The sequence below is a fragment of the Pseudothermotoga sp. genome, assembly GCA_025060105.1.
GTDB lineage: Bacteria > Thermotogota > Thermotogae > Thermotogales > DSM-5069 > Pseudothermotoga_A.
This window is the reverse complement of sequence record JANXCS010000002.1, coordinates 56673-72400: the sequence shown is the minus strand read 5'-3', so window position 1 is coordinate 72400 and position 15728 is coordinate 56673. Positions and strand designations below refer to the sequence as shown.

The following is a 15728-nucleotide window of genomic DNA, read 5'->3' as shown; positions in this document are numbered from 1 at the left end:
GTTTTCAGACTATATCATACCACGTAGGCGGCTGAGTAACAAATACAATGCGTGTGTTGCCACTCGATTGCGAAAGATGTTCCTTTCTTGCGGGTAGAATAGCTTCTCTACAGTTTCTCTTCGCCCATCAGTCACACAGAAGTAGACTGTTCCCACCGGCTTGTCCGAGGTTGCTCCAGTCGGCCCAGCTATGCCAGAAACGGCGATTGCAAAATCACTTCCTGTTAATCTTTTGATCCCATACGCCATTTCCACAACGCACTGTTCACTCACGGCGCCAAACTCTTTCAAAGTTTCTTCACGAACACCGAGCACTTTGACTTTCACAAAATTATCGTACGCCACCACACCGCCCAAAAATATCTTAGATGCACCGGGAATGGACACGATTTTCGAACTGATGAGTCCCCCCGTGCACGATTCTGCCACTGAGAAAGTGAGATTTCTGATTTTCAGTTCTTCGAAAAGGGCCTTTTCCACACTCGTGTCACCATAACCTATGAAGTTACGCTTGAATTTATCGATCAATTTGTCTGAAAGATTTTTGGCTTCTTGGAAACAATTCAAAGGCGCTGTGAGTCTGATCCAAACACCTTCTCCAAATGAAGCTTGAGTGGCTATTTTCACACATTCTTTCACTTTAATATCACTCATAAATTGATCCAATACAGCTTCTGGAACAGCGAAGAAAAGCATCTTGATGGTTGCAAAATCTTGTTCTATCTTCAGTGATGAAATAACATTTTCGAACATCGGTTTCAACTCTTGAGGGGGGCCAGGCAACAGAATTATTTTCTTACCTTCCACATCTATCATCTGCCCAGGTGCAGTACCAACAGGATTGGGAACGATTTGTGCTCCCTCGATAACCAAAGCCTGTTTTTCTAGATTACTGGGAAGATTGCTGTAGTATCGAGAAACCCTTTCGAAGATGTTTCTCTTGATCTGCTCATCCAGAATCAACTTTCTAGAAAGAGCCTTGGCGACAGCCTCACGTGTTTTGTCATCCTCGGTAGGTCCCAGTCCCCCACTCATCACCAACAAATCATAGTTTTTCAGTAAGCGTTGAACCTCGTTTTTGATCAGTTCTTCATCATCATCAACGCACGTTATTTCCTTCACCATAAAACCATTTTCGACGAGACGTTGGCATATGTACTGGGCATTTGTGTTCAGGATTATGCCTTCAACTATTTCGCTTCCAACAGTGATAACCGCGGCGGTCTTCAGTGAAGATCCCTCCGAAAAAGATTATACCTTTCTTCTCTTTGAAACAGCGTTCAGCAGTGGTGGTACAACCAATACGAGTAGTATCAAAACGAATAGAACCGCTGAAATGAAACAAGTAAGGAAAAAGCCTCCTTCAGTTTTGATTGAAAGAGATGGATTGATTTTTTTCACTGAAATTTACTTTACGTTTATCTCTCTTCGAGCCTCCTTGATGAGTTCAACGAACTTTCTTGCTCTTTCCTTAATCTCATCTTTGCTTCCCTTTGTGAGTCCGCCTCCCACTCCAACCGCTGCTGCACCAGCCTTGATCCATTCTTTCACGTTCTCAAGCTCTACACCGCCTGTTGGCAGTAACTTTGCGTGGGGAAGTGGCCCATGTATAGCTTTGATATAACCAGGTCCAACGGCCGAGGCGGGAAACAGTTTGATCAGTTCACATCCTAGTTCAAGCGCTTTGACGATTTCAGTTGGAGTGAACGCACCAGGAATGTAAGGTACTCGGTGCTTATTACACAACAAAGCAGTTTCTTCAGATAGGTTTGGAGCCACTATGTACTTTGCCCCAGCTTCAATAGCGATCTTTGCCGTGTACGGATCGAGCACTGTACCCGCACCAAGCAGGATCTCGTCTCCAAGTTCTTTTGAAAGTTGGTTGATGACTTCAGTTGCTCTCGGCACACTGAAGGTGACCTCTATAGCCACTATGCCACCTTCTCTACAAGCTCTACAAACTTCGATCGCTTTGGACGGACTGTCCACCCTGATAACTGCAACGATCCCACTCTCGATGATCTTATCGACGATGCTGTTCACGTTGCCCCCTCCTTCTTTCAGTTATCCAAGGCTATTATAGTCCCATCATTTAAAAACAAGCAAAAAGATTAATCAATGGTAAAATGATCTCTGCCACAAAATGGAACATCGAACTTCCGCTTGTATGGAAGTATAATTCCAACGGAGGTGCTACTGCTGATTTACGCGCTTGTTGGTTACGGTGTGAGCAACAAAGCTCTGTGTAAAATTTTGATTCAACTGGGTCACAAGGTCTTCGTGAGCGAAGCTAGAGCATTGAACGAGGAGGAAAGAAAAGAGCTTTTCGCTTTGGGGGTGGAGTTTGAAGAGAATGGTAACTCTGATAAGATACTGCAAGCTGATTGGATTGTGGTCAGCCCATCTGTGAAACCAGATCATCCGATCATTTCACATGCGTTGGAGAGAGTTCTAACGGATTTGGATGTCGTGCTGAACATTGAGAAACCAGGTTTCATTATAGGGATCACTGGTACGAATGGAAAAACAACCACTTGCCGCATGTTTGAACATGTCATGAGTAAGCTTGGCAAGAAAGTAGCGGTTGCTGGCAACGTTGGAAATCCCGTTTCGAACGTTCTTGGCCAGCGTTTCGATTATCTCATAATGGAACTCAGCAGTTTTCAGTTATTTTGGGCTAAGAGCTTACCGATCGATGTTGGTCTTATATTGAACATAGAACCAAACCATCTGGATTGGCATCCAAATTTTGAGCATTATGTAGAGAGTAAATTGAAACTGTTCAAGTTTGCCAAAGATAAATATATTCATAGAGATTGTGAAACAATCGTCAAGTCGAAAGGTTATTCTGTGAGATTTTTCTCACCAATTAGAGTTACAGAAGATGGGATAGAGTTTTGTGGAGAGATTTACCCATCCCGAAACGATCTGTTAAAAACCTATCAGAATCAACAGAATCTTTCTGCAGTACTTACAGTAATGAAATTTCTCGGCTTTGAACCGTATGAAGTGTTGAATGCGCTTGAGGATTTTCGACCGCCTCATCACAGAATGGAACTCGTTGCAAGCATCGACGGGGTACAGTTCGTCAACGACTCAAAATCAACGAGTGCGGCTGCAACAATCGCTGCTCTTGAAAACTATTCGGATGGAAGAGTTGTTCTCATACTCACTGGAAGGGGTAAGAATGAGAATTACGATCCTTTGATAAAGCAGATCAAGAAGAAAGCCAAACATGTTGTCGTGTTCGGTGAAATACGTTCACGCATAGTTCCGCTACTGAAAGAATCAAATGTGCCTTTCTGCGTTGTAGAAAATATGGAACAAGCTGTGTTGGAAGCCTTTAAGAGCGCTAGTTTTGGTGATGTTGTTTTACTCAGTCCAGCAGCAGCAAGTTTTGATTTATATTCGAGCTACGCTGAACGTGGAGAACACTTCGTCCGGGTGGTAAAATTCTTTCAGGAGGGCAAATAGTGCCCAATCACGCTTTGGCACTTTTGATTGTGACGGCTATTCTCATTGCCGTGGGATTAATAGTCATCTCTGGTCTTGAAGTCTCTGCACAAATGAACTTGTACGGTGGTGTGGCACGCGATATTTTCAGATCGCATATCATGAAGCTCGCCGTAGGTGTTGTTCTGATGATCGTGATGTGTTTTGTTGACTACAGGTATCATGAAAGGTACGTTTCGTTCTATTACATGTTAGCTATCGTTCTCTTGATTTTACCGTATGCTTTTCCGCCGATTGCAGGTTCTCGCAGGTGGATACTTCTACCAGGATTCAGTTTTCAACCTTCTGAGTTCGCTAAACTTGCAACGATTGTTTGCATGGCAAGTTATATCAAGAAAAACAAAGACAGAATGAAGAGTTTCGTGCACGGTTTTCTAAAACCCATGTTATTGATCTGCCCCATTGTTTTACTGATCATCTTGGAACCTGACTTGAGTAGTGCTCTCATAGTTTTTTTTATCGCACTTCTGGTGCTTTACTCGCATGGAAGTAGGATGATATACGTTATTTCAACATTTGGTCTAATTGCTTTCTTCTTTTATGTGGCTCAAAGATTTGGGGTCTTCCTAAGAGGTTATCAAATTTCGAGGTTGAAAGCGTTCTTCAGTGGTGATCTGCCAGAACAAGTCATGCAAGCTGTGAGAGCTTTTAAGGAAGGTGGATTGATCGGAAAAGGTGTGGGATTGGGTGAAGTGAAGTTATCGGTGCCCGCCGTGGTCACAGATTTCATATTCGCAGCTATCGGTGAAGAACTTGGATTGGTCGGTATAGTCAGTGTAGTTTCATTGTTTTTCTTGCTCGTATGGACAATGTTGAAGTTAGTAGAAAATTCGAATGACACATTCGTTACTGGTTTCGTATCTGGACTCGCTCTACTAATCATGATACAAGTTTTAGTGAATCTCGGAGTTGTTTCGGGTTTGTTGCCTGTCACTGGCGTAACGCTACCATTCATGAGTCATGGAGGAAGCTCAATTGCGATAATGATGGCCAGTATTGGCGTTGTGGTGAACATGGCGACCAGCGGGAGTGAAGCTAAATGAAAATCTTAACAGCTGGGGGAGGAACCGGTGGGCACCTGTATCCCGCTTTGGCGATATTGGAAGAGATGGCAAAACGTGAAAAAATCGATGTTGTTTATTTCTGTACGCCGAAAGGCATTGAAAACAGAATTCTTCCGCTGGAGCATCCGGAATATAAGCTTGTGAAACTGGACGTGTCTGGCCTAGAAAGACCGTTGTTCAAACCTGTCAACTTGAAAAGGGTATTGAAAATTGTCAAAAGTAAGAGTATTATAGCTTCGGAAATCGATGAAGCCAATTGTTGCTTGGTCACAGGTGGTTATGTTTCTTATCCTGTTGGTACGGTTTGTGGGAGGAAAAATTTACCACTGTACATACAAGAACAGAACGTTGTTCCTGGTTTGGCGAACAAATGGCTCAGCAAATATGCGAGAAAGATATTCGTCGGTTTCGAAGAAACTGTGAACGCCTTTCCAAGGTCTGTGAGAGATAAAATAATCGTCACAGGTAATCCTATAAGGATCGGTAAAACGACTGGGACTCCTTTTGGTGAAGGTTATGTGCTTGTATTTGGGGGGAGCAAGGGGAGTGAGCTGATCAACTCCATGATGGAAAAAATTTATCAAGAGGAGAGGAATCTGAAGTTTGTCCATGGAACAGGTGATCCTGACTGGACAAGGAGACTGTCGGTTTTTGAGAACGTATCAGCGCTGGATTACATTTACGATATGCCGTCAGCTTGGCGCGGAGCTGCTGCTGTTGTGTGTCGGGCTGGTGCGCTCACGGTGAGTGAATTACTTCACTACGGTGTTCCAGCAGTTCTCATACCGTGGGAAGGAGCAGCTGGGGGGCACCAGGTTCGAAATGCGAAGTTCGTCGAGAATTTGGGAAGAGGTGTGGTCGTGAGGGAAAGTGAACTGAACCCAATGAAATTACTCGAAGCAATTCGATTTGCATTGAATCTCGGCAGAATTCCAGAAAAAAAATATAATCCTGCAGAGCGAATCGCAAAAATTATTTTGGAGGAATGCCTATGAAAATTCATTTCGTTGGGATCGGTGGGATCGGGATGAGTTCTTTAGCTATCCATTGTCATTTCATGGGACACAATGTGTATGGTTCGGATATACACAGAAACGAGCAGATAGAAATACTCGAACGGCTCGGTATAAAAGTTTTCTTAGGTCATGACCGTGAAAACTGGATGAAACCGGACCTTTTGGTTCATACTCCTGCGGTCAGTTTGAACAATCCTGAATTGTTGAGAGCTCGCGAAGAAAATGTTCGCATCGTGACACGCTTTGAACTTCTCAAGGAACTTGTGGAAGATAACGTTCAATTCGCTGTGACGGGATCCGATGGTAAAACGACCACAACAGCTATGCTGGCGCACGCACTCAAAGCCCTCGGTGCGGATCCAACGGTTTTTCTGGGCGGTGCGAATCCGTCGTTGGAGTTCGGAAATTACAGAAAAGGCACCGGGCCGTTTGTCTACGAACTGGATGAGAGTCAGCCGAGCTTTGCTTCTTTCCATCCTACGCATCTAATAATCACTAACGCTCGAAAAGATCATTTGGAAAATTTCCACGCAGATGAGTCTTATTATCTTTCGTGCTTCGAGAAGCTTGCCAAATCTGCTCGGAACGTTGTGACTTTCCACGAGGATCGATTGACTTCGCATTTGGGGCATCATACGTTCGGTCTGCAAGGAGGTACTTGTGTTCTAATCAACAGGAGTGTGAATCGTTTTGAACAAATTGCTTCAATAAAGCTTGACACAAGGAAATACACTTTGAAACTCAAAGTACCAGGTTTACACAACGTTTTGAACGCGATGGCAGTAGTAACACTTTTGTGGGCTGCAGGTTATGATCCTTTGAAAGTTGTGGAATCTCTCTCAAGCTTTGTAGGTACTTACAGAAGATTCACAGTGACTGTTCTCAACGAATCTAAGAAGATATATGTTGTTGATGACTATGCTCACACACCAGACGAGCTGAAGTGGTTGATAAACACATCTCGTGAAGTGTTTGAAGGAATGAAACAAGTGGTGATCTTTCAACCACATCGTTACACGAGGCTAGCTAGAGAAGATGGTAACTTTGCGAAAGCTTTGTTGGATGCTGATGAGGTCTATGTCACAGAAGTGTACGGTGCCTTCGAGCAAGTGCTTCCAAACATTTCTGCACGCATGATTGCTGAAGGTTTAAAGAATTATGGTAAAACTGCGGAATATTTCGCGTCCGTTGAGGAACTACTCAGCAAAATAAAACCCGCACCAAATACAGTTTATCTCTTCGTGGGTGCGGGCGACATAATAAATTACTCCAAAATGTTCATCAAGCAGTATTCCTAACCCAACGATCTTGGATCGAGTGCGTCTCTCAAAGCATCCCCAACGAAATTGAAAGCGAGCACTGTAACAAAAATGAATATTCCTGGGATCAACAACCAAGGTGCTCTCGTTATGACGTACACATCTTGAGCTTGTGCGAGCATGAGGCCCCAAGATGCCTGAGGTTCCCTTATACCCAACCCTAAGAAACTCAAGCCAGCTTCACCGAGTATATAACCAGGAATCCTCAGGGTGGCGTTCACGATCAAATACGTCGTGGTGTTGGGTAGTACGTGCCTTGTAAGCACCTTCCAGTTCGACAATCCTATGGCCACGGCAGCTTCAACGAATTCTCTTTCTCTGATGGAAAGCACGAGTCCTCTGATAACACGGGACGTACCTGCCCAACCGATGAACGACAATATGAACACGATGAGTAAATAAATCTGTGTCGATGGCAAATCCAACGGTAGAACGGCTCGCAACATGATCATCAAATAGAATCCAGGGATAGACATGATGATCTCAGCGAATCTCATGAAGGCTTCATCAACTAGTCCACCATAATAACCAGATATACCACCAAAAACGAGGGCAAGAGCGATTGTTATTATAACGCCGATCAAACCTATCGAGAGAGAAATTCTCGAAGCGAAAGCGATCCTCGACCAAACATCCCTTCCAAAAAGGTCGGCACCCATTATATAAAGCTTCACAAACTGATTGTTATCGTAATTGTCCACACCGAACAAGTGAACATTCATCGGGAAAATCCACAAGAACTTGCCTGTCCAGCTCTTGACGAACCACTTCACAGGATAAATCTTGTAATCGTATTCGATTACCTTTCCTTTTATCATTTCGAATTTTCCATCCCGTTTCACCATTATAGTGTCGATTTGTTCAGTCACAGCGATCGCTTGGACATCTTCTTCCTCAGTTAGATCGAATCTGTCTTTGTACGCTTTGAAAAACATTTCTTGTGCCACGGACGATGTTGTTTCAAAACGTGAGATTCCTTTGTTCAAAACGTCATCATTGTATCCGAACAGAAAATAATCGCTCACGACTGGTGTTTTCCTAACGTCGTACCATTCTCCTCTAACTTTGATGCTCTCTATCCTGTTCACCGAAAACCTGAACGATTCAACGCCATCTTTACCAAGTTCGTAGGTAACCCTTTCTCCATTATTTTTTTCGATCACGATTCTGCGGGGAAACAGCATTTCTTTGTAAGTCCTTTCATAGGTGATTTTGTCTACATAACTCATGGACGGAAGTACGTAAGGTTTTACCCTTTGACCTTTGTAGGTTCTGTAGATCTTTGTTGGAGGAGAATAAGTGTGCCTCAAGGATTGTTCTGCAGGGTTGTACGGAGCAAAGAAATCTGCGAACAATGCTAACAGATAGAGCAAAATCAAAACCACGAGAGCTCCGACACCGAGTTTGTGTTTGAGAAAAGCTCTCCAGATGAGTTGACCACGCGAAAGGTACTTTTCTTCGAAACCTGTCTTGTTGTTAGTTTTGTTAACATTGTTCTTCGCCACGGCTCGAACCTCCTCAGGTCAATCGAACTCTTGGATCGACGAGCGCCAAAAGAATGTCTGCCACCAAGTTTCCCACTACCAACAGGACGGCGCTGATCAAACCGCTCGTGATGACTAAATAGAGATCTTTCTGGATGAGAGCTTGGTATATGAGCCTACCCATTCCAGGCCAGGCGAATATGTTTTCAATGAAAAGTGAACCACCCAGAATACCCGAAATGCTGAAACCAAGGAAAGTGATCATGGGATTGATGGCATTCCTCATTGCGTGTTTATATACAACGATTCTTTCAGGCATACCCTTCGCACGTGCGAACGTCACATAGTCCTCGTTCAAAACGTCCAGCAAGGAACCTCTCATGTACCTCATCAGGCTGGCCATAGAACCGAGTGTCAAAGCCGTTGCTGGCAACGTCATGTGCCACAACAGATCTTTAAACTTCTGCCAAGCGGTCATGTTGTTGTAATCGATCGAGATCATGCCACCTATGGGGAACCAACCTGTTCGCGCCGCAAAGTAAAGGAACAACAAGCCAAGAAAGAAAGATGGGATCGCTATGAAACTGAAGGCAAAAACTGTGAGTATTTTGTCTGCTAAAGAATATTTCTTCAAAGCAGAAAACGTACCCAGAGCAATGCCCAAGATCCAAGAACCGGCGAGAGACACCAACGAAAGACTCAGTGTGGCTGCCACTCGTTCCCATATCAAAGTAGAAACGGGTCTTCTGTAGTAAAATGAGTATCCGAATTTACCTCTAACGGCACCTGAAAGCCATTTCAAGTATCTGACCATGGGATGTTGATCCAGTCCAAGTTCCTTTTTCATGGCCTCCAATGTTTCTTTAGACATCGATGGATCCAGCTTGTATTGATCCAGAAAATCTCCAGGAGCTGCCTCCATGATCATGAAAACCAAGAACGATATGATGATCAACTCAGGTATAGCTATAACCAATCTTCTTGCGATGTACTTGAGCACAGAACATCACCTCTTAAGTCAAGGGGGGCAAGAGCCCCCCAAGGTTCATTTCTTCCAGTAGATCCAAGGTAACGTCCAGAGCATACCACCGAAGGCCGTTGGCTCGATGATGTTCAAATCAGCTTTGTGTGCGTACAGATAGAGCTGCTGTACCGTGTAGATGAGTGGTAGATGTTCCGATACGAGCTCTTGATATCTTGAGAACATTTGATAGACCTTCTTCTGATCGAGTACTTTGATGTTTTCTGCGAAGATTTTATCTATCTCAATTTCCCAATCAGGTGCTTCGTAGATTTCTGGCTTGATCTGTTTTCCAGGTGCAGCCTCTGGATGGAAGTTCCAGAAGTGTAATGTTCCCTTCAGAGCCCAAACGTTTCTACCACCCTGTGGCTCGTCGGAACCCGTCAAACCTATCACAATCGCTTCCCAGTCCGTGGTGTTGAGCATCTTGTTGACGAGCAGGTTGAAATCTTGTGGAACGAATGTAACTTTGATTCCAAGCTTTGCAAGTTCATCTCTTATGATGTTGCACATACCTTCGCGTATCCTATTACCAGCGTTCGTAGAAAGTACAAACTCAACTTTGTTACCTTTGGCATCGATCAAATTACCATCTTTATCCCAACTGAAACCACCCATCTGTAACATCACGCGAGCATATTCTAGATCGTATGGATATTTCCTTAAAGCGTCATCGTTGTAGAACGGTGACAGCACTGAGACTGGCCCCCACTGTGCCACGCCAAGACCTGCTAGGAGTGTGTCGATCATCGCATCTTTATCCATGGCGTACGCCACAGCTTTTCTGAAAAATTCGTTTCTGAACCAAGATCTCTTGACAGGATCGTCGTGGTTCCAGTTGAAAGTGATGAACGTTGTTCCGTAAGTTGGTCCGCCAGTTCCAACGACCCAGTTCTTTTCCTTAGCTTTAGCCTTGATCTCTGGATAGAACTGTGCTGGAACACCCCAAAGATCGATTTCACCTTTTTCAAAGGCAAGTTTTTGTGCGTTTTGATCTGGTATGATCTTGATCACATACTCGTCGAGGTATGGAAGTTGATTACCGTTGGCGTCTTTCTTCCAGAAGTTCGGATTCCTCACTGCTCTGATGTATTGATCTGGCACGTACTCAACAGGTATGAACGGTCCAAGTCCTACGAGTTCTTTGTTGTTGATCGCTTCAACCGTCCATTTCTGTGTGAATGTGCCGTTTTTGACCCATTCTTCAGCTATGTGTTTCGGCCAGATGTAAAGTCCTCCAATGTACCTGACCGCTAGCCTGAACGGTTCTTCGTAGATCACTCTCACAGTGTAGTTGTTGACCTTTTCAGCTTTTGGAAGTCTTCCTTTGGAATCTTTGATGACATCTTGAGTGCTACTTGGAATGGCTGGATTGCTGTAAACATCATTAACGGTGAAAACGAAATCATCGGCCGTGAAAGGTTTTCCATCTGACCATTTGATGCCTTCTCTCAACCAGAAGGTGACGATCATCTTACCTTCATCTGTTAGCTCCACTTCACAACGTTTGGCCATGCATGGATAAAGTCTTGCGTAGTTGTCGAGTTCCACCAATGTTCCACCGTAACCCATGAACAAAGCTATGACATCTGTGGAGCTAGTTTCCTTTGCGACGACGTAGTTCATCGTCCTAGGACCGCTCAGGGTACCGACCACGAGCCTTCCACCGTACTTTCCCTTGGCGTCGGCACCGAGGTATGGCGTTTTTTCATCGAACCAAACGTACTTCTCTGCCGCGAAGACTATCATGACGAAGAGCAACAGTGCCACAGTGAGTAAAAACTTTTTCACACCAACACCCCCTCATTTCACCAGGTGGCACGCCACCTGGTGGTTGTTTGAGATTTGAATTAACTGAGGATATTCTTTTTCACAAATTTCAATTTTGAAAGGACAACGTGGATTGAAGAAGCAACCACTGGGTCTATTGATGGGACTAGGGACACCCCCCGTGAGTATGATCCTTTTTCTAGATTTTTCCACCTTTGGATCTGGCACGGGAGTAGCCGAAAGCAAAGCTTGACTGTATGGATGCAAAGGTTTGGAGAATATCTCCTCTGACTCCCCCATTTCCACGATCCTACCAAGATACATTATAGCAACTGTATGGCTTATGAATCTGACCAAGCCAAGGTTGTGGGATATGAACAAATAGCTGAACTTGAACTTCTTCTGAAAATCTAGAAACATGTTGATGATCTGCGCTTGAACAGACACATCCAAAGAAGATGTTGGTTCATCTAGGACGAGGAACTCAGGCTGTATCGCTATGGCTCGTGCTATAGCTACTCTTTGGCGTTGACCACCGCTGAACTGGTGTGGATATCTGTCCAAATGGAATGTTTTCAAACCGACCATTTCTAAAAGTTCCTTTGCTCGTTCGTAAGCTTCAGCTTTGGTTTTGACCACATTGTGGAAAAGCATTGGCTCTGTTATGATCTGTCCAACGGTCATTCTCGGGTTCAACGAGCTCATTGGATCTTGGAAAACGATCTGCATTCGCCTTCTGAAAGGAAGCAATTGTTTGTACTTCAGTTTCGATATGTCGGTGCCATCGAAGAAAATCTGGCCTTCCGTTGGATCGATGAGCCTGAGGATCGTTCTGCCTACGGTGGTTTTACCGCAACCTGATTCCCCCACGAGTGCGAAAGTTTCTCCTCTCTTAATCTCAAAATCCACTCCATCTACAGCTTTAACGTGCGCTACCGTCCGTTTTATGAAGAATCCCTGCTTTATAGGGAAGTGTTTTTTCAGCCCAACGACTCTCACAATCACTTCGTTGTCAGCCACGTCACACTTCACCTCCAAATTGGGTTGAAACATCTCACACGATGTCCAGGGGATACTTCTACCATATCTGCTATACCTTTCGAACATTCCTCGATGGCTCTGGGACATCTCGGTAGGAAAGGACAAACTTTTGGTATGTCGATCATTCTTGGAGGTTGACCAGGTATTGGTTCAAGCCGATCGATCTTTCTATCCACTCTCGGTATGCTTTTCAAAAGCATGTTCGTGTAGGGGTGTATCGGATTGTAAAAGATATCCTCCGCAGAACCTTCTTCCATTTGTTTCCCACCATACATAACTATGATCCTGTGTGCCATCGAAGCGATCACGCCCAGATCGTGTGTGATGAAGATCATGGCCATCTTCAAAGTTTCTTGAAGTTGCTTCATCAGTTCGAGTATCTGAGCCTGTATCGTGACATCCAGTGCCGTTGTGGGTTCGTCGGCTATGAGTATGCTTGGATTGCAACTGAGCGCTATAGCTATGACCACACGCTGCCTCATACCCCCACTGAACTCAAATGGATAAGCTTTCATGCGTTTCTCTGGTTCAGGTATTTGGACCAGCTTTAACATCTCGATCGCTCGTTTATAAGCCTCTTCCTTAGAAACTTTCTGGTGTTGCATGATGGTTTCCATCAACTGGTTACCTATCGTGAACAACGGATTTAAAGAAGTCATAGGATCTTGGAACACCATACTGATTTCTTTACCGCGTATGTTGTACATCTCCTTTTCATCGAGCTTGAGTATATCCTGACCCTTGTAGATGATCTCTCCACTCACGATCTTTCCTGGAGGCTTGATGAGACGCATGATCGATTTGACCGTGACGCTCTTCCCAGATCCAGTTTCACCGACTATACCCAGAACCTCTTGAGGTTTTAACTCAAAGCTAACATCGTCGACAGCAGCAACGACACCTTCTTCCATATAAAAGTAAGTCGATAGGTTCTTCACGGTCAAGATGCTTTCCACTCAACTCCCTCCCGCATCTTCAATGAAAAATTGGTCAGTCTTGGGATCATAGAAAAATATCCTTTTTTCTCCATTTAAAACAGCTTCCATTCGCGCAACGGCGAATCCATTCTCGAAGAAATCACCTGGATTAGTCAAAATAGATTTTATCATGTCTTGCAAGATCTTCTCTCCCACTGCTTTCACATCGACGATGTATACTGTACCTTCAAGATTCACCTTGTAGCGTTCATTCAAAAACCCTTTGGACAATCTTTCAATTCGTGCTCCATCAAAATAGGATCTCAAGAATTCCTCTATTCTTTTGCTCAGGTTTTCCTTCCAGATGAGTTTGTAAATGTTTTTCTTGTAAACAATCTCTGTTTTCTTCACTACAAGATCAGCTTTAGCTTGTTCATCAAATTCATATCTTATACCTTGCTCTTGTAATGCACTCACAACTTGTGGCTTTAAAGAATCATCACAGAAAACCTTCAATCTTTGCTTTGAAGTGCGAAATAAGACCAACGATAAAACAAGAAAAGTCAACAAAACTATCGAAAAAATGCTGCGTTTCATTGTTACGCACCGTTATATTCTATATTTAGCGATCGCAAGTTCAATCTCTTCGAAAACACTCGATAACTTTTCGAGAATTTTGGATAAGCCTTCGATCCGTTCAGATTGTTTCGAGACGCTTTCTGAAAGCTCTTCAACTGTGTTTGAAACCTGACCAATATCTTTGGAGATCTTTTCTATCGCAGCATTAATTTCCTCGACGGCTCCGCTCTGCTCTTCACTTATTGTTGCGAGTTCTCCAGACATCGTTGCAACTTTTTCTATGTCTTTCATCATCTCGGAGAGTGTTTGACTGCTTTCACTGACTGTCTGGGCACTTTCGATCGTCTGCCTCACGATTCGTTCTTCTTGCTCCAGTATGTTCTGTACGTGATTTTTTATACTCACAAGGAAATCGCCTATCTGCTTTGTTGATATTCTACTCTGCTCGGCGAGTTTTCTTATTTCTTCAGCCACAACTGCAAAGCCCCTGCCTGCCTCCCCAGCCCTCGCTGCTTCGATGGCAGCGTTCAGTGCCAACAAGTTCGTCTGTTCAGCTATCGAGTAGATCGTCCCAGTGACTTCTTCGATCCTTCCAGTGAGTTCAGCGAGTTGTTGAATCAATTCGTTGATCGAATCTTGCTGTTTGCTCAGATCCTCAATCATGTTGATCAACTTTTTTACAGCTTTTTCCACAACGATCGAAGATTTCTTCAAAGACTCAGAACTTTCAGAGAGTAGCAAAGCATCCTTCGATGTCTGTTCCGCTCCAGACGATATCTCTCGCGCCCCAACGTTCACCTGGTTTATCATCTGTGTTATGGTACTGATAGATCTGTTCACACTTTCAGAAAGTGCCTTTGCCTCGTTAGAAGCTGATTTTGCGGATGATGAGTCGATCTCTATTTGTTCTCTCAAAGCCTTCAGATTTTCTTCCATCTTTTTGATGTTCATTATACTGTTTCTCAGACTGTTCGTCAAGGCTGAAAAAGCGTTCGAAAGCTGTGCTATCTCTCCGCTGGTGCTTTTCAATTCAACAAGCTGTGTGAGATCACCTTCTGCGATTTTCTTAGCTACGAGCGATAAATCTACGATGGGCTTTGTGATGGATCTACCAAAAAGAATCGCAGCGAAAATTGCAACAACTGAGACTATGATAGCAACACTGATGTTCATAATTATCGTACTCTGAAGAGTCGCTTCTATCTCCTTTCTTGGAATGGTCAAAGCGATTGACCAACCCACGCTCGGTATGTTCGTGATTGTAGCCAATTTCCTTTCTCCTTGGAAAGTGTAATCCAACACCCCTGTTTCACGCTTCAATATTTTTTCTTCAATAGTTTTCAGATTCTCATCCACATGACTGAGTTTTTTCCCCAAAAGGTTCGAATCTGGATGTGACACCAAGATGGCTTCCGCGTTGGCCAAGAATGCGTATCCTTTCTCCCCATGTTTCACTTTCTGTATTAGTTGATCTATTTGTTGTTGAGGAAGGAAAACAGCATAAACACCGACGACTTCTTGAGAATAACTCATCACAGGAACGGCGAAGAGTAAACCTTTAGTTTCTTTAAACACGACATTGTCTTGCACGAAGTTCTTACCATTCAACGTTTCGTGAAAGAATTTTTCCTTCGACAGATCTTTTTCCAACTTGGTGTCAAGGGCGAACGTTTTTCCATCAGAGCTCATGAGGATCTGTCCAGTGAAACCAAGTTTTTTGAGATCTTCTGCATAAGAACGAAGGCTCATGTCTATCATGTTTGTATCGAAAAAGATGAACAAACTTTCCAGATTCGAAGCTATGCTCTGTAGGGTGATCAACCTTTCTTTGAACCAGTTATCTAGCTTGAGAGCTTCTTTCTCTACCTTCTGTAACATTTCTCCTTCGGCGTATACGAGTATCTTTCCCCTCACAACTAAAAGGTTAGTAACAGTGACTGTGAATATGCCCAAGATGAGGAATATCACGACGAGCAAAGCTATCTTCAATTTCAAGGACATTCG

The 15728-nt window shown here is 43.8% G+C and carries 13 protein-coding genes; 4 read left to right on the top strand and 9 right to left on the bottom strand.

What is annotated here, in order from left to right; all coding sequences use genetic code 11:
- Positions 1 to 9: 9 nt before the first annotated feature.
- Positions 10 to 1212, bottom strand: coding sequence for a CinA family nicotinamide mononucleotide deamidase-related protein (locus NZ875_01995; GenBank protein ID MCS7174509.1), 1203 nt, complete (start codon positions 1210 to 1212; stop codon positions 10 to 12).
- 195 nt (positions 1213 to 1407) lie between these two features.
- A complete protein-coding gene (locus tag NZ875_01990) occupies positions 1408 to 2043 on the bottom strand; it encodes a bifunctional 2-keto-4-hydroxyglutarate aldolase/2-keto-3-deoxy-6-phosphogluconate aldolase (GenBank protein MCS7174508.1) in 636 nt (211 codons plus the stop codon).
- Positions 2044 to 2190: 147 nt separating this feature from the next.
- On the opposite strand from NZ875_01990, the gene murD reads away from it, so the two are divergent.
- From murD to murC, 4 genes are read left to right on the top strand one after another with little or no spacing between them, the layout of a single operon-like run.
- A complete protein-coding gene (gene murD / locus NZ875_01985) occupies positions 2191 to 3474 on the top strand; it encodes a UDP-N-acetylmuramoyl-L-alanine--D-glutamate ligase (GenBank protein MCS7174507.1) in 1284 nt (427 codons plus the stop codon).
- Positions 3474 to 4556, top strand: coding sequence for an FtsW/RodA/SpoVE family cell cycle protein (locus NZ875_01980; GenBank protein ID MCS7174506.1), 1083 nt, complete (start codon positions 3474 to 3476; stop codon positions 4554 to 4556). Before murD ends, NZ875_01980 begins: the two co-directional genes overlap by 1 nt.
- Complete coding sequence (locus tag NZ875_01975) at positions 4553 to 5572, top strand: UDP-N-acetylglucosamine--N-acetylmuramyl-(pentapeptide) pyrophosphoryl-undecaprenol N-acetylglucosamine transferase (GenBank protein MCS7174505.1); 1020 nt, start codon at positions 4553 to 4555, stop codon at positions 5570 to 5572. Before NZ875_01980 ends, NZ875_01975 begins: the two co-directional genes overlap by 4 nt.
- Positions 5569 to 6891 (top strand): UDP-N-acetylmuramate--L-alanine ligase, encoded by a 1323-nt coding sequence (murC, locus tag NZ875_01970; GenBank protein MCS7174504.1) that lies wholly within the window; start codon positions 5569 to 5571, stop codon positions 6889 to 6891. The genes NZ875_01975 and murC overlap by 4 nt, the downstream gene beginning before the upstream one ends.
- Here the strand turns inward: murC and NZ875_01965 are convergent.
- Genes NZ875_01965 through NZ875_01935 form a run of 7 tightly spaced genes read right to left on the bottom strand, consistent with a single transcriptional unit; the run spans position 6888 to position 15725 of the window.
- Positions 6888 to 8417 (bottom strand): ABC transporter permease, encoded by a 1530-nt coding sequence (locus NZ875_01965; GenBank protein ID MCS7174503.1) that lies wholly within the window; start codon positions 8415 to 8417, stop codon positions 6888 to 6890. The genes murC and NZ875_01965 overlap by 4 nt on opposite strands.
- Before the next feature lie 13 nt (positions 8418 to 8430).
- On the bottom strand, positions 8431 to 9396 hold the full coding sequence (locus NZ875_01960; GenBank protein ID MCS7174502.1) for an ABC transporter permease: 966 nt from the start codon (positions 9394 to 9396) through the stop codon (positions 8431 to 8433).
- 45 nt (positions 9397 to 9441) lie between these two features.
- On the bottom strand, positions 9442 to 11208 hold the full coding sequence (locus tag NZ875_01955; protein MCS7174501.1) for an ABC transporter substrate-binding protein: 1767 nt from the start codon (positions 11206 to 11208) through the stop codon (positions 9442 to 9444).
- Between the two features lie 12 nt (positions 11209 to 11220).
- On the bottom strand, positions 11221 to 12207 hold the full coding sequence (locus NZ875_01950; GenBank protein MCS7174500.1) for a dipeptide ABC transporter ATP-binding protein: 987 nt from the start codon (positions 12205 to 12207) through the stop codon (positions 11221 to 11223).
- 8 nt (positions 12208 to 12215) lie between these two features.
- Entirely contained in the window at positions 12216 to 13184 is a 969-nt protein-coding gene (locus NZ875_01945) for an ABC transporter ATP-binding protein (protein ID MCS7174499.1), read from the bottom strand.
- Positions 13185 to 13715: a hypothetical protein gene (locus NZ875_01940; GenBank protein ID MCS7174498.1), complete on the bottom strand. Its 531-nt coding sequence runs from the start codon at positions 13713 to 13715 to the stop codon at positions 13185 to 13187.
- A 39-nt stretch (positions 13716 to 13754) separates the two neighbouring features.
- Positions 13755 to 15725 carry a methyl-accepting chemotaxis protein gene (locus NZ875_01935; GenBank protein MCS7174497.1) on the bottom strand — a complete coding sequence of 657 codons (1971 nt, stop codon included), beginning with the start codon at positions 15723 to 15725 and terminating at the stop codon, positions 13755 to 13757.
- Positions 15726 to 15728: the final 3 nt, after the last annotated feature.